This is a genomic window from Rhodococcus sp. C1 (genome assembly GCF_020809065.1).
GTDB classification, from domain to species: domain Bacteria; phylum Actinomycetota; class Actinomycetes; order Mycobacteriales; family Mycobacteriaceae; genus Rhodococcus_F; species Rhodococcus_F qingshengii.
This window is the reverse complement of record NZ_CP078080.1, coordinates 841,231-861,727: the sequence shown is the minus strand read 5'-3', so window position 1 is coordinate 861,727 and position 20,497 is coordinate 841,231. Positions and strand designations below refer to the sequence as shown.

At 60.8% G+C, this 20,497-nt stretch carries 20 protein-coding genes; 4 read left to right on the top strand and 16 right to left on the bottom strand.

Features of this window, described 5'->3' with window-relative positions:
• Positions 1-3: 3 nt before the first annotated feature.
• Positions 4-951 carry a cell division protein ZapE gene (gene zapE, locus KTR60_RS03955; protein ID WP_193595648.1) on the bottom strand — a complete coding sequence of 316 codons (948 nt, stop codon included), beginning with the start codon at positions 949-951 and terminating at the stop codon, positions 4-6.
• Positions 952-1,094: 143 nt separating this feature from the next.
• On the opposite strand from zapE, the gene KTR60_RS03950 reads away from it, so the two are divergent.
• Entirely contained in the window at positions 1,095-1,661 is a 567-nt protein-coding gene (locus KTR60_RS03950) for a TetR/AcrR family transcriptional regulator (RefSeq protein WP_007734055.1), read from the top strand.
• 10 nt (positions 1,662-1,671) lie between these two features.
• Here the strand turns inward: KTR60_RS03950 and KTR60_RS03945 are convergent, their stop codons facing one another.
• Entirely contained in the window at positions 1,672-2,832 is a 1,161-nt protein-coding gene (locus tag KTR60_RS03945; protein ID WP_228401877.1) for a lipase family protein, read from the bottom strand.
• A 209-nt stretch (positions 2,833-3,041) separates the two neighbouring features.
• On the opposite strand from KTR60_RS03945, the gene KTR60_RS03940 reads away from it, so the two are divergent.
• Positions 3,042-3,836, top strand: a complete 795-nt coding sequence (locus KTR60_RS03940) for a putative protein N(5)-glutamine methyltransferase (protein ID WP_192711919.1) — start codon at positions 3,042-3,044, stop codon at positions 3,834-3,836.
• Here KTR60_RS03940 and KTR60_RS03935 read toward each other — a convergent pair.
• From KTR60_RS03935 to KTR60_RS03925, 3 genes are read right to left on the bottom strand one after another with little or no spacing between them, the layout of a single operon-like run.
• On the bottom strand, positions 3,827-4,456 hold the full coding sequence (locus tag KTR60_RS03935) for a TetR/AcrR family transcriptional regulator (RefSeq protein WP_192711918.1): 630 nt from the start codon (positions 4,454-4,456) through the stop codon (positions 3,827-3,829). The two genes, KTR60_RS03940 and KTR60_RS03935, sit on opposite strands and share 10 nt — an antisense overlap.
• Before the next feature lie 30 nt (positions 4,457-4,486).
• Positions 4,487-5,287 (bottom strand): ABC transporter permease, encoded by an 801-nt coding sequence (locus KTR60_RS03930; protein ID WP_003945537.1) that lies wholly within the window; start codon positions 5,285-5,287, stop codon positions 4,487-4,489.
• Positions 5,284-6,240 carry a daunorubicin resistance protein DrrA family ABC transporter ATP-binding protein gene (locus tag KTR60_RS03925; RefSeq protein WP_019746865.1) on the bottom strand — a complete coding sequence of 319 codons (957 nt, stop codon included), beginning with the start codon at positions 6,238-6,240 and terminating at the stop codon, positions 5,284-5,286. The genes KTR60_RS03930 and KTR60_RS03925 overlap by 4 nt, the downstream gene beginning before the upstream one ends.
• Before the next feature lie 44 nt (positions 6,241-6,284).
• Between KTR60_RS03925 and KTR60_RS03920 the strand changes: the two genes are divergently transcribed.
• Positions 6,285-8,243, top strand: coding sequence for a glycoside hydrolase family 71 protein (locus KTR60_RS03920; protein WP_228401876.1), 1,959 nt, complete (start codon positions 6,285-6,287; stop codon positions 8,241-8,243).
• Positions 8,244-8,273: 30 nt separating this feature from the next.
• Here the strand turns inward: KTR60_RS03920 and KTR60_RS03915 are convergent, their stop codons facing one another.
• The 6 genes from KTR60_RS03915 to KTR60_RS03890 form a co-directional block, all read right to left on the bottom strand.
• Positions 8,274-9,734 (bottom strand): MFS transporter, encoded by a 1,461-nt coding sequence (locus KTR60_RS03915; protein WP_007734043.1) that lies wholly within the window; start codon positions 9,732-9,734, stop codon positions 8,274-8,276.
• Complete coding sequence (locus KTR60_RS03910; RefSeq protein ID WP_003945658.1) at positions 9,731-10,579, bottom strand: mycofactocin-coupled SDR family oxidoreductase; 849 nt, start codon at positions 10,577-10,579, stop codon at positions 9,731-9,733. The genes KTR60_RS03915 and KTR60_RS03910 overlap by 4 nt, the downstream gene beginning before the upstream one ends.
• Before the next feature lie 103 nt (positions 10,580-10,682).
• On the bottom strand, positions 10,683-11,822 hold the full coding sequence (locus KTR60_RS03905; RefSeq protein ID WP_228402258.1) for a serine hydrolase domain-containing protein: 1,140 nt from the start codon (positions 11,820-11,822) through the stop codon (positions 10,683-10,685).
• A 180-nt stretch (positions 11,823-12,002) separates the two neighbouring features.
• A complete protein-coding gene (locus KTR60_RS03900) occupies positions 12,003-12,413 on the bottom strand; it encodes a VOC family protein (RefSeq protein WP_042920520.1) in 411 nt (136 codons plus the stop codon).
• Positions 12,414-12,547: 134 nt separating this feature from the next.
• Positions 12,548-13,549 carry an AraC family transcriptional regulator gene (locus tag KTR60_RS03895; protein WP_228401875.1) on the bottom strand — a complete coding sequence of 334 codons (1,002 nt, stop codon included), beginning with the start codon at positions 13,547-13,549 and terminating at the stop codon, positions 12,548-12,550.
• Between the two features lie 31 nt (positions 13,550-13,580).
• Positions 13,581-14,147 carry a GNAT family N-acetyltransferase gene (locus tag KTR60_RS03890; RefSeq protein WP_118606818.1) on the bottom strand — a complete coding sequence of 189 codons (567 nt, stop codon included), beginning with the start codon at positions 14,145-14,147 and terminating at the stop codon, positions 13,581-13,583.
• Between the two features lie 85 nt (positions 14,148-14,232).
• On the opposite strand from KTR60_RS03890, the gene KTR60_RS03885 reads away from it, so the two are divergent.
• On the top strand, positions 14,233-15,537 hold the full coding sequence (locus tag KTR60_RS03885) for an HNH endonuclease signature motif containing protein (RefSeq protein ID WP_228401874.1): 1,305 nt from the start codon (positions 14,233-14,235) through the stop codon (positions 15,535-15,537).
• 111 nt (positions 15,538-15,648) lie between these two features.
• Here the strand turns inward: KTR60_RS03885 and KTR60_RS03880 are convergent, their stop codons facing one another.
• From KTR60_RS03880 to KTR60_RS03860, 5 genes are read right to left on the bottom strand one after another with little or no spacing between them, the layout of a single operon-like run.
• Entirely contained in the window at positions 15,649-16,818 is a 1,170-nt protein-coding gene (locus tag KTR60_RS03880) for a lipid-transfer protein (protein ID WP_003945661.1), read from the bottom strand.
• Positions 16,815-17,255 (bottom strand): MaoC family dehydratase, encoded by a 441-nt coding sequence (locus tag KTR60_RS03875; protein ID WP_020968404.1) that lies wholly within the window; start codon positions 17,253-17,255, stop codon positions 16,815-16,817. The genes KTR60_RS03880 and KTR60_RS03875 overlap by 4 nt, the downstream gene beginning before the upstream one ends.
• 2 nt (positions 17,256-17,257) lie before the next feature.
• Positions 17,258-18,259 (bottom strand): bifunctional MaoC family dehydratase N-terminal/OB-fold nucleic acid binding domain-containing protein, encoded by a 1,002-nt coding sequence (locus KTR60_RS03870; RefSeq protein ID WP_050657067.1) that lies wholly within the window; start codon positions 18,257-18,259, stop codon positions 17,258-17,260.
• A 7-nt stretch (positions 18,260-18,266) separates the two neighbouring features.
• Complete coding sequence (locus KTR60_RS03865; protein ID WP_058227266.1) at positions 18,267-19,418, bottom strand: acyl-CoA dehydrogenase family protein; 1,152 nt, start codon at positions 19,416-19,418, stop codon at positions 18,267-18,269.
• Entirely contained in the window at positions 19,403-20,443 is a 1,041-nt protein-coding gene (locus KTR60_RS03860) for an acyl-CoA dehydrogenase family protein (RefSeq protein ID WP_003945711.1), read from the bottom strand. The genes KTR60_RS03865 and KTR60_RS03860 overlap by 16 nt, the downstream gene beginning before the upstream one ends.
• Positions 20,444-20,497 lie beyond the last annotated feature (54 nt).

The following is a 20,497-nucleotide window of genomic DNA, read 5'->3' as shown; positions in this document are numbered from 1 at the left end:
TCCTCAACTGATGCTGCCCGCCGCCGACCTCGCCAGTAGCGACAGACGACTGTAGAGGCGCGCCAACCCCGGCACGTCCCGGAGGCTGCCTGCCACTTCTTCGACGTAGGCGTCGGCGTAGATCGTCAGCCGCGCATCGACGTCATAGAGAACATCGACGACATTCGCGAAACGGCGAAGGGCAAATTCCGACGCCTGGGCGAGCACCGGCACTCCGAAGATCACCCAGTCGTCGAAGCGTGCGGCGAGCGCGAGATAATCGGCAGCCGCGGTCGAACCAGTGCACAGCACCTCGAAGTCGAACCAGACGACACCGTCTCGAATCGCCGAGCACTCCAAGGTGCGTGTGCCTATCGTCAATTCGACACTTTCGCCCGAAGGCCGCGTAATTCCCGAGCCGAGGAGGAATTCCCCTGTCGCAAATCGGTAGTCCCCGGCACCTGGCTGTCCTGCCGTCCGATAGTCGACGGAGCCACCCAACTCGATCACCTCGAGAGTCCGCTCCATCAACTCGATCGACGGAACGAACTGCTCGTGAAAAAGCGGATTGGGAAGAAGATCGGTCGGCGGAACATTGGACGTGACGACAACAGTCACGCCTTTCGCGACGATTGTGTCGAGAACCCTTGCCATGAACATGGCGTCGGCGACGTCGTCGAGGTGGAACTCGTCGAAACAGAGCACACGGATTCCATCGACGACGTGATCCAGTGCCACGCCCATCGAGCCGAGTTCATGCGCCCGAGAGTGCAGATCTGCAAAGAACCGATGAAAGTGAATGCGCCGCTTGCCGACCGGGAGCCCGTCGTAGAACTCGTCCATGAGCATCGTCTTCCCGCGGCCGACGCTACCCCAGAGATAGATCCCACCCCCGACCTCACCGCCCGAGATCCGGGCCTGCAGTGCGTCGAGGGCTTCGCGTGCCGCCAACTGCTCTTCGTCCAGTAGCATAAGACTCCTCTACGTCTGTAGAGTCGAGGCTAGTGATCGAAGGCAAATCGAGTCAATGTGACCCTCACGACGCACCATCAGCAACATTCAACTCCAGCAACATTCAACTCCGGCAGCATGCAACATCGACAGCAAGGAACGGCATGAAGCCTGATCGCAGAGCCCTCATCGCGGCATCCGCCGTCACGATCATCGCCGAGCAGGGCCCGCGTGCACTCACCCATCGGGCGGTTGATCAGTCCCTGGAACTTCCTGCCGGTTCGACGTCGTACTATTTCCGCACTCGCGAGGCACTACTCGAAGCAACCGCATTGCACATCGTGCACCGGTCACGTTCGATATTCGACGAACTCCGCGAGAGGCCCAGCGATCCTGCTGCCCTGACGGCCGAGTATCTCGATGATCTTCTTTCGCACCGCAGACACGAATTGATCGCGAGATATGCACTACTCCTGGAAACTCCCCGAGATTCGGCATTGCACCAACTCCTCGAAGACAGCCTGTTTTCACGGGAGAAGGCAAGGCCTGTCTTCGACATCATTGGCGTTGACGATCCTGACGTCGCCGCCGAAAATTTTCTGAGCCTTCTGGAGGGCTTGATCTTCGACTACTGCCTCGGAGCGCGTAGCCGAGATCCCCGCTCCTCCGAAACCGTTCGGCAACTTCGGATCCCGATCGACATCTATCTGCGCGGAGTTGGTGCCGCCTGAAAGATGTTGGTCAGCAGAGACTTCCGGTGCAGGGCCGTTGACCAGAGAACAGTGCCGCGACAAACGGGGTGCTGTCTGGAACCGAAGCCGGAACGGTTCCCAGATGATCAGTGGGATAGGTATGGAATGCAAAGTCGACACCGTTGGCAGTAAGGTCGGCCGCGAACTTCAGTGTCAGCGGTGCCGGAACATCGATGTCCGACAACCCCTGACCGATGAAGAACGGGCGGTCGTATCCTGCGGTCGGCACAGTGAGCAAGTCACGCGCAGCCTCCATGAATACTGGATTGTCCAGCGACTTCGTCAGCACCTGCCCGAGTGTGACGGTTCCGTACTTCGTGCGCGCCTCGGTGTAGCACATGTTGTTCTCGACGTCGTCGAGGATGGTCTTGCCGAGCGGGGTCAGATACGAGTCGATGTCGATATCCGGCCGCGAAGCACGCAGTCCATCAAGAACGTTCGCGATGTAGACCGTCGTACCCTTGAGCGGAAGCGCCGGGAAAGCCGGACCACCGAGCGGTAGAAGATTCTCGATGTTCGAGGGGACACCAGTGGCGACAGCGCCGCGGTAGTCCAACTCCGGCGCGTAAGCAGTGGCAAGCGAAGCGGTGAACATAGTCGCCTGCCCGCCCTGCGACTGCCCCATCGCAACCCATGCGCTCGACAGGTCGTCGTCGACCGCACGAGCGGCACGCACCATGTCCACAACGCTGTGTGCAGCGGAACGACCGTCGAGATACGGGTGAACACCGGGTGTTCCGAGCCCCACGTAGTCGGTGGTCACGACCGCGTATCCCTGCTCCAGCCAGTGACCCAGATGCGTCGCGGTCCGTTCGAGTGGAACACTGCTGCTCGGCGCACACTGATCCGCGACACCCACCGTCCCGTGCGCGTAGGAGATGACCGGCCAACCACCCTCGGGCGGAGCTCCCTCTGGGCGATACACCACACCGGTACTCGTCATCGGCACATCCTTCGGGCCCGTCGACCAGTACGTCACCTTCGTTGCGCTCACGGCACCCGGGATCACCCGGTCGGGACCGAGCAACTCCTGACTCACGACAGCACCCGGAGCATCGTTCGGTTCCGCTCCGGCCGGCGCCGCAACTGTCAACGCCACCAACGCACTCGCACTCAGTCCGACGAGCGTCCTACACAGTCGCTTACTCACGTACTTCTCCTACCGATTGCGGTGACGGTGCATATGTGGTGATCGGCCCCACATCAGCTGATCGAGTTCAGACCATAGAACAGCCTTACCATTTGGTCAACCTAAATTTCCGCTCCGCATCGACCGTCGTGACACGCCTGCTCGGGTAGGGTGGCGGTGTTCGATACGTGCAGGTCCCCCGCGAGATCAGGAGGCCGAAAGGCTCTCTCATGTCAGCACCTGATCTCCCGACCTTCCCTGCTTCGCAGCAGAAGTCGGTGGCCGCGATCCTCCGAGCAGCAGGTTGCGTCTTCGCCGAAGACGAGGCTCGCCTACTTCTTCACACCGCACGCTCTCGCGATGAACTCGACGCGATGGTCGACCGACGAGTTGCCGGCGAACCACTCGAGCCCGTCCTCGGATGGGCCGAGTTCTGCGGCTTGCGCATTCACATCGACTCCGGAGTCTTCGTCCCACGCCGGCGCACCGAGTTCCTCGCCCGGCAGGCCTGCTCACTTGTCACCCCAGGAAGCGTCGTCGTCGACATGTGTTGCGGCTCAGGAGCTGTCGGTGCTGTCCTGCAGTCGACGCTCGACGCCGTCGATTTGTACGCGGTAGACGTGGAACCGGCCGCAGTGCGGTGCGCTCGCCGAAACATCACACCGCCCGAGCGTGTACTCGAAGGCGATTTATTCGAACCACTGCCGACGAAATTACTCGGTCGCGTGGATGTCGTCGTCGCCAATGCGCCTTACGTCCCCACCGAATCGATCAGGCTGATGCCGCCCGAAGCCCGTCTTCACGAACCGCTGGTCTCGTTGGACGGCGGTACCGACGGACTGGACCTGCAGCGTCGCATCATCGCGGACGCCGCGCCGTGGCTACGACCGGGTGGCTGTCTTCTCGTCGAGACGAGTACGGAGCAGGTCGAAATGACTGTTGAAACATTCACTCGGGGAGGGTTTCTCACTCGGGTGGCAACCTACAGCGAGACCGCGTCGACCGTGGTGATCGGTCAGTGTTGAAGGCGATCGGATCCTGGCGTGGACCACTCCCGAGCGCGGGCGGCAAAGCCGTCGACAAAAAGCCCGAACGCGCGATCGACGCGGGCCCGGTCCCCGGTGGCCAGAAGATCCATCGACAGACCCCGCATTTGCGAGAGCAACAGAGTAGCGACAGAGGCAACATCGTCCTCAGGGCAACCCGCTTGTCGTAGACCGGCTTCCAGTGCCTCGATCCAATCGCCCACAAAACGGTCCAGGAACCGTCCGTAGCGGTCGCGGTCGCCGAGCGCGAGGGCGTAGATCTCGACCATCACCCGGAACCGCGGCAGGACCTCCGGCGTCGTACGTTCGGTCCACCACGCAGTCAGCACTGTCGCCGGATCGACCCCCGGTTTCATCGGCACCGCAATCGGAATGGACTCACCACGCATGTTCTCGATGACCTCGGAGAGCAGATTCTCCTTGCTCTCGAAATGGTTGAGCAACGACGCATGCGACACACCCACGGCCTTGGCGAGCTGCCTCACCGTCAACTCCCCGACACCGTTGTCGATGACGTAACGGGTCAGCGCGTCGAGCAACTCCTCACGTCGCCCGGCGTATCTCAGGCTGCGTTTGTCGATGCGTTCGGGCTCCGGCACATATCCACCCTACCGGCCGGAATCACCAGGTCAGCGGCTGACTGCCTTCTGATACCGACGAATAGCGAACGGCACGAAGACGATCAGCAAACCGAAAGTCCACAACAACGACGCGATGACCGGATTCTGCAGCGGCCACGCATCCGGAACCGTCATCGCAGGATTGGTATTGCCGAACAATTCACGCACCGCCTGAGTAACCGCCGACACCGGATTCCATTCGGCGATCACTTTGAGCGGGCCGGGAAGATTGGTGGTCTCGACAAAAGTGTTCGCGATGAACGACAGCGGAAAGATGACGATGAAGCTCGCGTTGTTGAATACCTCCGGTGTCCGGATCCAAAGCCCGACAACAGCCATGACCCACGACAACGCGTACGCGAAGAACAGAAGCAACGCATAACCCGCCACCGCTTCGAGGAAACTGGAGTGAATCCGCCACCCGACCAGAAGACCGGTCAACGACATGACCACCAAACTGATGACGTTGATCAACACGTCACTCGATGTTCGGCCTGTCAGCACGGCAGACGGAGCCATGGGCAGCGATCGAAATCTGTCGATGATTCCTTTCTGAATGTCTTCGACCATCCCCAAACCAGTCCAGGTGGCACCGAATATGACCGTCTGCGTGAAGATTCCGGCGATCAGGAATTCTCGATACGACGTGCCCGGGACCGAGATCGCACTGCCGAACACATACGCGAACAAGAGCACGAACATGATCGGCGACAAAGTGGTGAACACCAGCAGATCCGGAACGCGCTTGATCTTGATCAAGTTTCGCCTGGCGATGGTCAAACCGTCTTCGAGCGCCATCTGCACGGTCATTTCTGATCCTCCAGTTCAGCCTGGTGCCCGGTCAGTGTGAGGAAGACATCGTCGAGAGTGGGTCTGCGCAAGCCGACGTCGAATACGCGGATGCCTCGTACCGACAGAAGATTCAGCGCCGCCACCAACGCGTCGGTGCCGTCGTCGACAGGAACGGTGACGCGACGGACATTCTCTTGAACCTGAATGTCCCCCACGGCAAGCGAGCGCAATTCCTCGCGGACGATGTCGAGATGTTCGACCTCGTGCACGCTCAATTCGATGCGCTCACCCCCGACCCGCGCCTTCAACTGGTCTGCAGTACCGCGCGCGATGACCGAGCCGCGGTCGATGACGGCGATCTGGTCGGCCAACCTCTCGGCTTCCTCCATGTATTGCGTCGTGAGCAACAGCGTGGTCCCCTGAGCCACCAACCCTTCGATGACGTCCCAGAGACCGAGTCGCGCCCGAGGATCGAGGCCGGTGGTCGGCTCGTCGAGAAACAACACCTGCGGCCGAGCAACCAATGCGCCGGCGAGATCGAGACGTCGCCGCATTCCGCCGGAATAGCCCTTGACCGGCCGATCTCCAGCCTCGACGAGATCGAACTGCTCGAGCAATTCACGCGCTCGGGCCTTACTGCTTCGGGCGCCGAGGTGATACAGCCTCCCGACCATGTCCAAGTTCTCATAGCCCGTCAGGTACTCGTCGACCGCGGCGTACTGACCCGAAGCACCGATCTTGGATCGCAACGCCCGCGCATCCTCGACCACGTCCAGCCCGGCAACCTTGGCGCGTCCACCGTCCGGAATGAGCAGCGTCGTGAATATCCTTACCGCAGTGGTTTTTCCGGCGCCGTTGGGGCCCAATAGAGCCATCACCGAACCCTCGCGCACTTCCAGGTCGATGCCGTCCAATGCCGTGACGTCGCCGTACTTCTTGACCAGCCCCTCGGCCACAATCGCTTCGGTCATGAGCCCTCCCGCGTCGGTAATCCGTCGGTAGTCCGTTCCCCAGTGTGACCCAGGAGGCCGACACATTCCAGGAAATTTCGTCAGTTGCCCGGCTGCAATCACCTCCCTGGTTTCGCCGGTGCCTTTCGGCCACGAGGTACGGAACAGACCACACGTCCCAGTCCTGTCCAATACAGCCGATAAATTTCACCGACCTTTCGACGGATATATACCGGAAAGAAAAACCCGAAATTCTTGAACAAAGACCGCTTTCAGGTATTCATGATGAACGCGGCAGCGTTACACTCGTTCAGCAAGTGACACTCGGGCCGGTGACGGTTGACTTATGGTGTCGAATCTCGAATTACAAATCAGACAGAGGCCGAAAAGAATTGAATCACCGATTCAGTGCACGCGGGGAAGACTCACACTTCGGGGGATCGAGAAAGGCTGACTGTGCCATGGGTATCAGAACTCGATACATCCGAACTCCGTGGATCCGAAAAACGGCGAAATATTCCTTCGAGACCATCTGCTTCACCCTGGCCGTGATTGTCGCGGCCGCACTGATCGCCGCGTACAACACACAACCACGCTCCGCGTCGACGTACACGCCGGCCTCGTTCTCGGCGAATCCTGAATCTGCAGCGCTGCCCTTCGACATTCCACCCAAGTCAGCACTGAACGGAAAGTTGGTTTTCGCTCACTACTTCCCGCCCTATCCGGTTTCGATCGACAATGCGAATCCGTCTGGCGATTACTATGCGACACAATATCTTACGTTCAACGGCGAGAACAACAAACACGTTCGCTACGGAGGATTCCTCCGCGATCGGCCGACACCGCGGCAACCCATCGCCGATACGCAGTGGCGCCAACGCGACCTCGAAAACGAAGTTCGTTCGGCAATCGCCACGGGCATCGACGGATTCTCCGTCGACATCATCGCCAAGGCAACCGACACCAGTTGGTGGGGTTCCACCGTGCCCACCGCCCTGATCAAAGCGGCCGCAGCAGTCGATCCGAATTTCAAGATCATGCTCATGCCTGATATGAACGGCGCGTTCAAAAACATGACCGCAGCTCAAATGGCAGCAGAGATGAAACCGTATTCGACCATGGCATCATCGTTCAAATTGAACGACGGACGGCTCGTGATATCTCCATTCCTTGCCGAAAACAAGACTGCGGGCTGGTGGTCGGAGTTCATCACTCTGATGAAGAATTCTTACGGCATAAATGTGGCATTTGTTCCGGTTTTCCTCGACGCTGCAGCCAACCGGAATTCTTTTGCATCGATAAGCTACGGGATGTCGAATTGGGGTAATCGAAATCCGGCAGGAAATCCGCTCTCGGGATCGAACCCGAACTCTCCGATGGGACTTGCCGCTGCCGCTCACTCCTTGGGAAAGATATGGATGCAACCAGTCGCCTTCCAAGATGTTCGTCCAAGTCAGTCGATCTACGACGAGGCACAGAATTCACAGAATCTGCAGAACATGTGGCAGATTGCGATTGCGTCCAACAGTGAATGGGTACAGCTCGTCACCTGGAACGACTACAGCGAGGGAACGTCGTTCGCACCCAGCGCCGGTCATGGGCGCGCGTTACTCGACATGAGTTCCTACGGGCTGTACAGCTTCCGCTCCGGCGCCTCACCCGCGATTGTTCGCGACACCGCGTATCTCGTCTATCGCAATCAGTCGGTCTCCGCGGTCCCCGTCAATCGCTCTGCTGCCCCTATGACACTGCGCCAATGGTCATCCCCCGCTCGCGATACCGTCGAGGTTCTCACCTTCTTGACCGCTCCCGCAGTCGTCAAAGTGACGGTGGGAACCACGATTACCACCTGCAATGCCCCGGCCGGGATGAGCAGCTGCATCGCCCCGTTGAAAGTAGGTTCCATCAAGGCCTCTGTCGTTCGCGGCACTACCGAGGTGTCTCGGGTGAGTTCGCACGCGGCGGTGACGGCCACACCGTACAACCAGAATCTCGAGTACCTGGTCGATTCCAGTCGGAGATAACGGTGACGAAGATCGGGTGAGTCCGTCGACTCACCCGATCTTCGTTGCGCCATCGGTTTCGGCTGCAATTGGTAACTCGGGCCGCGATACCGCCCCCGTCCGCTCCACCCTCACTGCCAAGGTCACCGCGGCCGCCAGTGCCGATACGCCCGCTCCGATCCAGTACAAAACCGCGAACGAATGCAGGGTCGGCACAGTGCTCGCACCGATCACCACCGTCGAACCGGCCAATACCGCTGCCGCAACGGCGCTTCCGGTGGAGGTACCGACCGAACGGAGCAGGCTGTTGAATCCGTTGGCCGAGGCAGTCTGATGGATCGGTGCAGATTCGGTGATCAGCGTCGGCATGGCTGCCAGGGAAAATGCCACACCGGCCGATACCACGGCAGCGCCGATCACGATATTGACCAACGTCGGCGCCAACAGCACACGCAAGACATAGCCGATTGCAATGACGATCGCACCCGACGCCAACGTAGCCTTCGCTCCCCATCGCCTCGTCACCTTCGACGACACCGGCGCCAATCCGATCATCAGGACTCCGCCCGGCATCATCGCCAGTCCGGCTTCGGCAGCCGAGAGTCCGAGACCGTCCGCCGACGCCAGGGGCAACTGAAGTTCCTGCGTTGCCGCCAACGCGCTGATGAACATGGCAAAACCGAGTAATACTGCGCAGACGTTCGAAACCAGAATCGGAGCGCGAAGGGAAGTCCGCAGATCGACCAGCGGTGCCGGCGTGTGCAGTTCCCACGGAATCCATCCACAGAGCAAGACCACGCCGGACGCGATCAGAACCAGAACCTCGGGGCTTGCCCAGCCCCATTCGGTTCCTTTCGAAACGGCCAGCAGCAGTGCAGTCATAGCGAGCGTGAGGACTGTGGCTCCCAGAAAGTCGAAGCGTCCGCGACTCTTCACAGCCGATTCCGGCACCACCAGAGGCAAGACGACTATCAGTACGACCCCGAATCCACCGGTGACCCAGAAAAGCGCGGGTAGCCCCCAGTGCGCCGAGATCACCCCCGCCATCGGCATACCGAACATGCCGCCGATCCCCAACGTCGCACTCATGAGAGCTACTGCACCACTGAGCTTTTCCGGAGGAAGGACATCGCGCATGATGCTGATTCCGACGGGCAGAAGTGCCGTCGCGAACCCCTGCAACGAGCGTCCGAGGATCAGTAACCAGAAACTCTGGCTGAGCGCAGCAACCATGCAGCCGACGATCATCACGGCAAGGCAGACGAGCATCATCGCGCGCTTTCCGAACATGTCGGCGAGTCTGCCGATGAGAGGGGTCGCGACGGCACCGGTCAGCAATGTCGAGGTCACCAGCCACGAAGCGGTGGCCGACGATACTCCCGATGCCGTCGCGAACTCGGGCAGCACCGGCACCACCAAGGTCTGTTGCAGCGCGACCACCACGCCGCTCAGACTCAGGACGCCGACGACCCACCCGGTCCGCGCTTTCGCGCGAACGGTCTTGTCCGTCAAGCGTTCGAGCGAGCGGCGACTCCGGCGTCAACAGGAACCACGATGCCACTCATGTGGGCACTCGCGTCGGCGGCGAGGAACAGGACTACTCGCGTGATCTCGAAGGGATCCAGCCAACCGACCGGCTGCGCATGCAGAGTCGCGTACACGGGTTCGACGTCGTCTGCCGTCGGCGATTCGAGGTCAGGCCGCATCATCGCGTACATCATGTCGTTGTGAATCATCGGCGTCGAGATGTTCCCCGGTGCAATAGCATTCACGGTCACACCCGAGTTTGCCAGTTCGAGCGACACACTCTTCGTCAAACCGATGACGCCCCATTTGGAGGCGCCGTACGCCGCCATCTGGGTGCCACCGGATCGACCCATCATCGAGGAAATCGTGATGATGCGACCGTAACCACGTTCCGCCATTCCACCTGACACGGCCGCAACGGTGTTGAACACACCGGTCAGGTTCGACGAGATGACTTCGTTCCACTGTGCCGACGTCATCGACGTGATCGGAGCGGGCACGGACACACCGGCATTCGCGACGGCGATGTCGACACGGCCGAACTCGGCTTCAGCGCGGGCAACGAGCGCGTCCATTGCGTCGCGATCAGCAGTGTCTGCCTTGACGGCAATGCACCGACGACCGGTGGCTTCCACCAAACGAACGGTTTCCTTCAGATCCTCCTCGTTTGCGAGGGGGTAGGCGACGACATCACTGTTCTCGCACCGGTCGCAGATCACGATGTCCGCGCCACGCTCCGCGAATGCGACAGCGTGGGCGCGCCCCTGACCGCGTGCGGCGCCGGTGATCAGTGCAACTTTTCCTTCGAAGCTGCCTTCGAGGCTGTTCATGCCGTCTCCTAGTTCGTCGTATGCAAGCGTGCGCTGTACTGCATGCGTACTCCGAACCCGCCCGAAAGAAACAGTCGATCCCGGACAGCGGGAATCCAGCCGGTTACTGGTAAACGGCGGTCTCGAATTCCAGGTATCCGTTGATGGATCCAGGGTCCGCGAACGGCAGAATCTGCGTTGCCCAGAACCCGCCGACGCCGGTCTGCCGGTCGATCCAGTAATAGAGGTTGGCAAGACCCGCCCAAGCCAGCGATCCGGCCGGCCTACCGGTGGGTGCCACCTCTTCATTTGTCATGAAGGAGTATGCCCATCCCTTGGGTACACCGGGGAAGAATTCCGCATCGTTGGACAGCGTCGGGAGAACTCCGGGCAACAACCCCACGTGCTGGCCTTCGAGCCCGTTCTGAACGGCTGCAGCTACCGTCTCCGGCGACAACACGCGACCCGAAGTGCCCGCGCCGTCGTTCAGCCACATACGAATGAACTTCATGTAGTCGCCGACAGTGCCGTGCAAACCGTGACCACCCATATGTACCTCAGGTTCGGCCGGAAGCTCGAATCCGATGAGCGGAGTGAGGCTTCCGTCGCTCTCGCGCTGATGGATCGGTGCAAGTCGATCCTTCATCGACGGGCTCATCGTGAATGCCGTATCCGTCATCTCGAGAGGTTCGAAGATGCGCTCGCGCATGACATCGCCGAGTCGCTGACCTCGAATCGACTCGACGACCTGTCCGGCCCAGTCGATGTTGGTGCCGTACTCCCACTTCTCACCCGGGTCGAAGAGCAGCGGTGTCGTGAGCGCCGCTTTGCTACACGTGATCACGCTGGGCTGCCCATGTTCCTGTGAGAGCCGGTTGTACGACTCGTTGAAGAAGTCGTAGCCGAACCCTGCAGTGTGAAGGAGCAGCATGCGAGTGGTGATGTCACGCTTGGGTTCTCGAAGAACGGGGTTTCCGCCGGCGTCGAAACCGTCCAGGACCTGCAGCTCACCGATGTCGGGAACATAGGTCGCTGCAGGTGCATCGAGATCGAGCAATCCCTCCTCCACACATTGCAGGACAGCGGTACCGGTGATCGCCTTGGTGGTGGAGAAGAGCGCAAAGGTTGTATCGAGGGTCATCGGAACGCCGGAACCGAGAGTCCGCTCGCCCGCAGCACCCTCGTAGATGTTGCCTTCTCGATCCGTGATCATCGCGACCACACCCGGGACGCGATCAGCCCCCTGAGTTGCTCGCGCCAGCACGTCGTCGAGGCGCTGCTTCGAAAGGGGCTTCTGCGCAATATCTTCGATCGTCACTGCATTTCTCCATCCGACTTGCAACTTGTCTTGTCGAACAGAATGTAACGGTGATCACACACCCGGCTCTGCCTCGAAACGGCAGGAAAACTGTCTCGTTTCGGCAGAACCGGGCAGAGATTGGAGTCAGCTCTGGGGCGCTCCGATATTCACCAGCCAGGAAATGCCGAATTTGTCTGTACAGGCGCCGAATTCGTCGCCCCACATCTGCTTCTCGAGTGGAACGCTCACAGTTCCCGTTCCCGACAACTGCTCCCAGTACCCGCGCAGCACATCGCCGTCGTCGCCGCTGAGGCTGACCGTGATGTTGTCGCCGGGGTTGTACGGCATGCCGGGCGGAGTGTCGGCACCCATCAGGGTGTATCCCTGATCGGTTTCGAGCATTCCGTGCATGATCTTGTCGCCGCCTTCATCGGGATTGCCGAACTCACCGAACGTGCTCAGCGCCAGCGTGCCACCGAAGATTTCTTTGTAGAACTCCAACGCCTCACGGGCATTGCCGTTGAAGCTGATGTACGGATTGAGTCGAGTTGCCATGACGTACTCCTAGCTCGTGGGATTGCTGTCACGTTCGATTTCAATCCTTGCAGAACGCTCCGACACGAAACAACGGATCACGGCAGTTCATCGAGTGCGTAAAACGATCGTCATGACCGTTCAAACAACTGTCCTCAGAGTCGATTCCGGGTCTCGGAAGGCAACTCTCCGAACCGTTTCCGGTATGTGGCCGCAAACATGCCCAGATTGACGTAGCCCCAGGCGTTGGCGATTTCGGAGACGGTTCTCCCGTCGGAACGCAACAGTTCGACGCGTACACCCTCCAACCGACGCGCGCGCAATCGTTGCCCCGGCGTGGTGTCTCGGTACCGTCGAAATCCCGCAGTGAGCGCCCGGACACTGACACCCACCGCAGCCGCGATCTCCGATGCCGTCGGCACCGAGCGAGCAAACGTATCGATGTACTCCTCTGCCGATCGCACGTAGGCAGGTTCGGCGGAGGCGACGTCGACGCCGAGTTGCATCCCGGCCTGCGTCGCCCACTCGTCGAGAAGCTGAGCCGCGATGAGTTCTTGAACCCTGGCACCCAGCCTTTCGCTCGACATCGCCTCAGGCGACTCTGCAATTGCGCGAACGACGTAGTCCATCAATGCCAGCCAACTCGAGCCCCGCCCGCCAATGGTGCACTTGTGCCGCCACAGACGGTCGTCGGGAACCGACCCGAACCATTGCATGGCGTGATCGGCGACAAGCTGATGCGGCACAGTGAGATTCAGCTGCAGATGATCTTCGTCGAATTCGACGAAGTAGTCGGTCCGGCTACAGTCGGCGACAAAGGTCTCCCCCACGGCAGTATTCACCGCAGTTCCTCCGCCGAGGGCATGTCGACCGTTGCCTCTGATAGTCGTCAGAACCAGAATGTTTCCGGCCTCAGGCGAACATTCACCGACGGAGACCGGAATCCCGTAACAGAATCTGGTGACGTCGATCTTGCCGACTGCCGCGGAGTACATGTCCGAAGCCGGCTTCAACCGACTTCCGATCGGCGTGACCGTATACGGCATGTAGATGTTGTCGGACCACTCCTTGATGCGGTCCCAGTCCCGAGAAAAGGCCTGGTGATGCTGCATAGTGGGCTGGCCGGCCGCGTCGATGAGCAAGGCATCCTCGAACATGGTTCGAGTATCGCACCAGGGCCCGGGAAGGTCACGCGAAGTGAGATGACGTGATCTCTGGCTGTACGGCGGCGGGTCGTGTTGCAGCAAAAAGCAGCGAATCCACCGCGGTCCCCCGGATCACCATGTGTGCCCTCATTCGCCCCTCCTCCTCCATTCCGATTTTGGTGAGCACCGACGCCGACGCCGAGTTCTCGGGACGACACGTTGCTTGCACTCGCTGCGCTCCGAAGCGAGCAAAGGCGAATTCCAGAACCGCGCGCCCCGCCTCCGACGCATAGCCTCGCCCTTGAAACTTCGGGTCCACGACAAAACCGAGTTCCGCCCGCCTGTGCACGGCGGATACTTCCCACACAGCTACCGAACCGATGACCGTTCCATCGGCCTTCGACGTAATGGCCAGGGTGAACGTGCGACGTTCGACGAGCGCAGCTTCTAGTGCAGCGTCAGCCAGGAACGCCCTGGTCACCGCAGGGGTGTTCGGCCCCCAATCAACATATCTACAGACGGCAGGGTCGGACGCGTACTGATGGACGGCACCTTCATCCGCGGCAGTGAAATCTCGAAGAACAAGGCGTTCCGTAGTCAACGTGAACATCCAGCGATCCTAGAGCGAGCCCAAAAGCACCTCTTGACTCGAACGCATGTTCGAGTATGATTTGGGGAGGGGATCGGGGGATTCAATGAGTGTCTTGTTGTCGGACGTGGTTTCGGGTTCTGCGGTGGGGTTACGCGGACGTCTGTGGCAGTTGTCGGCTGCTGAGTTACGTGCGGCTGCGGTGTCGGCGAGCGCGGAGATTCTTCGTCTCGAGGCTGTGCGGGTGGCAGTGGTCGACGAACTCTCGATGCGCCCGGATGATCAGGTGATCGCCAGCCGCGGGGTCGGTTCGTGGTTGGCGGCCAACACGATGCTGCAGGTTCGGGACGGGAAGAAGATCGCCGCATTGGGTGCGGCTTTGCGGCCGTTTCCGGCTGTGGCGGCTCGGTTCGATGGCGGGGATTGCTCGTTCGAGCATGCCGTGTTGATCGTGGCGTTCTGCGAATCACCACCGAAAGGCATGCCGGAGGAGGCGCTACCGAAGTGCATCGACCTACTGTTGGCTGCTGCATCCGGTGTCGAGTCCACGACCACGAAGGTGCGGAACGTGATCGCGACCTTGGAGCGGTTGTTCGAATCGGATGAGATTCCACCCGCCGAAGACGTCGACCGGAACGAGTTGCGGATCGCGTCGACATTGAACGGTCGAGTGGTGATGCGCGGTGATTTCGACGCCCTCACCGGCGAAATGCTGTTGTCTGCGTTGTCGAATCTGACGATGCCCACCCCGGCACCGGACGGAACCCCCGATGCCCGGTCGGCGGCGAAACGCACGGCCGACGGGTTCACCGAACTGATCCGCCGCTATCTCGATTGCGCCAAGACCGGCACCGATGGTGGTCAGCGTCCGCACGTGAACGTGCACATCAATGCTCGCGATCTGGCGGAGCACCGGGACTGCGCCGCAACACCCTCCACTTCTGATGACGGAATGGCTGTATCGGATCTCGATGTCGGGCACATGCCCTGGCTCGGACCACTGTCCGTGTCACAGACCAGACTCCTCGGCTGCGACTGCTTCCTCTCCACCGTCCTGCTCGACGATCACGGCGCACCGCTCGATGCGAAACCAGGAAAGAGGTCGGTCACCGCCGATCAACGCGTCGCGTTGATCGCCCGAGACAAGGGCTGCGCGTTCCCGGGCTGCACATGCGTGCCCGCGTGGACTGATGCGCACCATATCCGGCACTGGGCCAACGGTGGCCCGACGGTGATGAACAACCTGGTCCTGCTGTGCCGTTCACATCACCGGTTGATGCACCGAAAATCCGGGTTCGTCGGGAAATGGGAAATCCGGATCGGTGTCGACAACAAGCCCTGGTTCATCCCGCCGCCCTCGATCGACCCCGGACAGCAACCCAGGCCGGCGAACACCACCTTCAAAACCTGAGAGGTCAAACCTCTTTGGCGACAACAGAACACGGACCGAGCACCGCATCGAAGGAGACCTCGATGCGGTGCCAACCGGCCGTGACGCTTGATGAAGCTGTGCCCACGATAATCAGCGAGTCAGCACAAGCCCCGATGTCGGAACGCCCGTTCCCGCAGTCACCAGTACATTCTCGACGGAGTCGACCTGGTTGACCGAAGTACCGCGGATCTGCCGAACACCCTCGGCGATACCGTTCATCCCGTGAATGTATGCCTCGCCGAGCTGTCCACCATGGGTGTTGATCGGAAGCTTGCCTCCGAGTTCGATTGCGCCACCGGCGATGAAGTCCTTGGCCTCTCCCCTACCGCAGAAACCGAGTTCCTCGAGCTGCATCAGAACATAGGGCGTGAAGTGGTCGTAGAAGATCGCCGTCTGCATGTCCGACGGGCGCAGCCCACTTTGTGACCAAAGCTGATCGCCGACAAGGCCCATCTCCGGTAAGCCGGTCAAACCGTCGCGGTAATAGCTGGTCATGATGTATTGATCTGCCCCGCTGCCCTGTGCGGCCGCTGCGATAACGGCTGGGGTGTTCTTCAGATCTTTGGCTCGTTCTGCCGAGGTGACGACGATCGCGATGCCGCCGTCGGACTCCTGGCAGCAATCGAGAAGATGCAAAGGTTCGGCGATGAATCGCGAATTCTGATGGTCCTCGAGGGTAATCGGTTTTCCGTAGAAGAACGCCTTCGGATTGGTGGCTGCATGCTTACGGTCCGCGACGGCGATTCGACCGAAGTCCTCGCTGGACGCTCCGTATACGTGCATGTATCGCTGCGCGACCATCGCGACAAAGGATGCGGGAGTACCCAATCCGTGAGGATAGGAAAAGGCGTTGTCCGTTCCCGACGAATTGACCTGCGCCACAAGGCCGGAGTTCACCTGCCCGAAACGCGCACCCGATCGCTCGTTGAACGCGCGGTAAGCGACGACGACGTCTGCGACGCCGGTGGCAACAGCCATGGCGGCCTGCTGAATCGTCGCCGCAGCGGCACCACCACCGTAGTGAATACGACTGAAGAACTTGAGGTTCGGGATACCCACCGAACGAGCCACTGCCACTTCGGTGTTGGTGTCCATGGTGAACGAGGTAAGACCGTCGACGTCGGCGGGTGTCAGACCGGCGTCGTCCAACGCGGCTTGAACAGCCTCGGCGGCAAGTCGCAGTTCACTGCGACCGGAGTCCTTCGAGAAATCCGTGGCTCCGATTCCGACGATCGCTGCCTTGCCGGACAATGCGCTCATTCAATGTCTCCGTTTTCAATGTCTCCATTCGAGCCCGACGCCGGAAATGCCAGTGTGACCTGTGCGGTGATGTGATCTCCCAGGCTGTTCTTGCCGACCACCGCGAGCGACACGAGATCCTCGTCGTAGGAGGTCACCGTTCCGGAGAGCGTCAAGGTGTCGTAGGCGTACCAGGGGACTCCGAGGCGGAGTTTGATCGACGTGAGTACAGCTCGCGGTCCGGCCCAATCGGTCACGAATCGCTGCACCAAGCCGGTATCGGTGAGGATGTTGACGAAGATGTCCTTCGAGCCGCGTTTCTGTGCGAGATCGCGGTCGTGGTGAACATCTTGAAAATCGCGGGTAGCGAGCGCCGCCGAGACCACAAACGTCGGGTCGCCGTAAATCGAGAGCTGCGGAAGAACCTCTCCCACAGTGATATCCGTCGTCAAAGTCATCGTCACTCCTTCACCGCAGAAACCGCAGACACCGCAGACACAGAAACCGGCTGCCAGGCGTACAGAGTCCAGGGAGTTCCCCCGGTCTCGTCGTCTCCGGGGAAGTCGAGGTAGATCGCCTCCACCTCCATCCCGATCGACACACTCGACGGATCGATACCGCGCAATTCGCCGAGCATCCGCACACCCTCGGGCAGTTCGACCAGGGCCACGACGAACGGCAACGACCGACCAGGAACCTTGGGGGCGTGGTGAACGACAAAGCTGAAGACCGTTCCCCGACCTGACGCGACCACGTAGTCGGTCTGCTCCGACTTGTCTTTCCAGATCGCGGGCACCGGCGGGTGCTGTACCGAACCATCCGCACGCAGTTGAATACGCAACTCGTGTGCGGCGACACCGTCCCAGAAGAACTGTGTGTCGAGAGACGCCGTCGGGCGCAGCATCCGAGATGCGTCCAGGTCCGCAGGCACGTCAGTGGAGGAACTCTCGCTGACTGGCGGCGCGAACTTCAAGATCCGGAACATCATCTCCGAGACCAGTTCCTCGCCGACCCGCCAGAAGCTACGGGTAGTGAAGAACCACCCTTCACCAAGACCTGTCTTCTTAGGTCCCACAACGTCTTCCAACACCGAGGAGATGGTGACTTCTTCACCCGGCTTCAAGTAGCGGTGGTAGATCTGATCGCAGTTGGTCGCGACGACGGACGTGAATCCGGCCTCGTCGAGGATGTCCGTCATCCGGCCCAACGGATCGTCGGCTTCTCGAATTGCCCCCAGACCGCGCATCGTCCATACCTGCGCCATCGCCGGCGGTGCGACTATTCCGTCGTGTCCGGCGGCGCGGGCAGCCGATTCGTCGACGTAGATCGGGTTCTCGTCACCGATCGCCTCGACCCAGTTGCGGATCATCGGCAGGTTCACGGGGTCCCGGCCGGCGCGAGGAGCGCTTGGCCCGTCCTCTCGAACCCGCTCGGCAGCAGTGAGAATGGGATCTGACACGATTTGTTTCCTATCTCGGAACGCGAGGAAGCTTCAGGCCGGCGGTCGCAATCAATTCGCGCATCACCTCGTTGACTCCACCGCCGAAGGTGATCACCAGGTTGCGCTTGATCTGCATGTCCAGCCACTCCATGAGATCAGCAGTTTCGGGATCGATCGGATTTCCGTACCGCCCGACGATCTCTTCCGCCAGTCGACCGACCCGCTGGATACGCTCGGTCGCAAACACTTTGGTTGCCGAAGCGTCGGCGATATCCACCGACTCCGAATCACTCGACGCCACTTGCCAGTTGAGCAGTTCGTTGAGGCGGTACGTCGCATGAATTTCGCCGAGCGCGCGCCGTACGTCAACGTGATCGAGCAGGTTTTCACGCTTGGCCCAATCGAAGACGTGGTCGTAAATCCCTGCGACACGACCTGCCGGACCGAGCATGACGCGTTCGTGGTTGAGCTGCGTCGTGATCAGGCGCCAGCCCTGATTCTCCTCACCCACAAGCATGTTCGCCGGAACGCGAACGTCCTCGTAGTAGGTGGCGTTGACGTGATGCGCACCGTCGCAGGTGATGATCGGGGTCCAGGTGTAGCCAGGATCTTTGGTATCCATGATCAGGATGGAGATGCCGCGGTGCCGTGAATCGGCAGACCCTGTCCGCACGGCGAGCCACACGTAATCGGCGTCATGCCCGCCGGTGGTGAAAATCTTCTGGCCGTTGACGACGTACTCGTCACCATTTCGTGCGGCCGAAGTGCGCAGTGCTGCAAGGTCGGTGCCGGCTTCCGGTTCGGTGTAGCCGATCGCGAAGTGCACTTCACCGGCGAGGATCGCGGGCAGGAATTTCTGCTTCTGCTCCTCACTGCCGTACTTCTGCAGAGTCGGGCCGACGGTCTGCAACGTCACCGAAGGCAGTGGGACATCCGCCCGCACAGCCTCGTTGACAAAAATCTGCTGCTCGACTTCACCAAACCCACGTCCGCCGAACTCCACCGGCCAGCCGACGCCGAGCCAGCCGTCCTTGCCCATACGACGGATGACCTCGCGATAGGTAGGACCATGCCGCTCCACGCGCATGATCTTGGCCTCTTCGGGCGAGATCAGCGTCGAGAAGTAGCGTCGAAGTTCAGCTTGCAATGCGCGCTGACTGTCGGTCAGATCGATGAACACCGGGCCCCCACGAGGTCGAGTCGCTGCGAAGCACCGCCGAGCAGGCGTGCCAGGTCTTTTGCAGTCGAGTAGTAACGATGAAGTGGATACGTGACGTCGACGCCCAGACCGCCGTGCAGGTGGTGAAGCACCTGCATCGTGGCAGGCACTTCTTGGGCGATCCAGTACGCCATGACGTCGAGGTCCGACTGGGCGTCCAGGCCCTCCGACACGCGCCAGGACGCCGACAACGCCGCGACGTGAAGGGTCCGAGAGGTGACGTACGCGTCGGCTATCTGTTGTGAGACTGCCTGGAACGTGGCGAGCGGCTTACCGAATTGCTCACGCGAGCCGACATGTGCCGCAGTGAGATCGACGGCACCGGACACCAAACCGTCTGCAACGGCTCCGATGCTTGCCGTGGCGATCCGGTACAGCGTCTGGACGGCTTCCTCGCCGGCACCGAGAAGTTCACCGACTGCCTCGTCCATCGTGACTGCGAACTCGGGACTGCCGGACGCACTGGGGGTCGGCGTCAATGCGACGCCGGCGGCGGTCGGATCGACGAGAACGACTCCGGCGTCGGTGGGCACAAGAATTCTGTGTGCGCTCGCCGCGAAAGGCACGGCAAGCACCGTCCCGCTGACGCGATACCAGTCGCCCGACTGCTGCGCGGTGGTCGACGGCTGTGCCGGGAACTGCTGACCCGGCTCACCGAGCGCCGCGGTGAACACCCGTCCGGCGCCGACTCCGGTGAGCAATTCGTCCTGTTGAGCGTCGGTCCCCAGAGCGACTATGGGGAGTACACCGAAGCCGAGGGTTGCGAGAGCCGGAATTGGAGCAGCGGCCCGGCCGACCTCGACGAGGAGGGAACCGACGTCGGCGACGGAGAGTCCCTCGCCGCCCAGACGCTCGGGCAGGGCCAACGTGAGCAGGTCGGCATCGGCGAATGCCGCCCAGAGCGCGTCCGGCTCCAGTTCGCGGGCAAGGAGCGCGGTAGCCACCTCGGCTACCGCTTCCTGGGTTTCATCGGGAGTGAAGTCCACGCTGGCAATCCTGTCTCTGATGTAGAACGTGTTCTAGTTGTATCACCAACGTGG

What these genes read in the sequence shown, in the direction of transcription:
- KTR60_RS03885 (WP_228401874.1), top strand. Translation starts at nt 14,233, where the DNA reads ATGAGTGTCTTGTTGTCGGACGTGGTTTCGGGTTCTGCGGTGGGGTTA.
- KTR60_RS03900 (WP_042920520.1), bottom strand. Translation starts at nt 12,413, where the DNA reads ATGGCAACTCGACTCAATCCGTACATCAGCTTCAACGGCAATGCCCGT.
- zapE (WP_193595648.1), bottom strand. Translation starts at nt 951, where the DNA reads ATGCTACTGGACGAAGAGCAGTTGGCGGCACGCGAAGCCCTCGACGCA.
- KTR60_RS03895 (WP_228401875.1), bottom strand. Translation starts at nt 13,549, where the DNA reads ATGTTCGAGGATGCCTTGCTCATCGACGCGGCCGGCCAGCCCACTATG.
- KTR60_RS03950 (WP_007734055.1), top strand. Translation starts at nt 1,095, where the DNA reads ATGAAGCCTGATCGCAGAGCCCTCATCGCGGCATCCGCCGTCACGATC.
- KTR60_RS03925 (WP_019746865.1), bottom strand. Translation starts at nt 6,240, where the DNA reads ATGACCGAAGCGATTGTGGCCGAGGGGCTGGTCAAGAAGTACGGCGAC.
- KTR60_RS03930 (WP_003945537.1), bottom strand. Translation starts at nt 5,287, where the DNA reads ATGACCGTGCAGATGGCGCTCGAAGACGGTTTGACCATCGCCAGGCGA.
- KTR60_RS03890 (WP_118606818.1), bottom strand. Translation starts at nt 14,147, where the DNA reads ATGTTCACGTTGACTACGGAACGCCTTGTTCTTCGAGATTTCACTGCC.
- KTR60_RS03875 (WP_020968404.1), bottom strand. Translation starts at nt 17,255, where the DNA reads ATGACTTTGACGACGGATATCACTGTGGGAGAGGTTCTTCCGCAGCTC.
- KTR60_RS03940 (WP_192711919.1), top strand. Translation starts at nt 3,042, where the DNA reads ATGTCAGCACCTGATCTCCCGACCTTCCCTGCTTCGCAGCAGAAGTCG.
- KTR60_RS03910 (WP_003945658.1), bottom strand. Translation starts at nt 10,579, where the DNA reads ATGAACAGCCTCGAAGGCAGCTTCGAAGGAAAAGTTGCACTGATCACC.
- KTR60_RS03880 (WP_003945661.1), bottom strand. Translation starts at nt 16,818, where the DNA reads ATGAGCGCATTGTCCGGCAAGGCAGCGATCGTCGGAATCGGAGCCACG.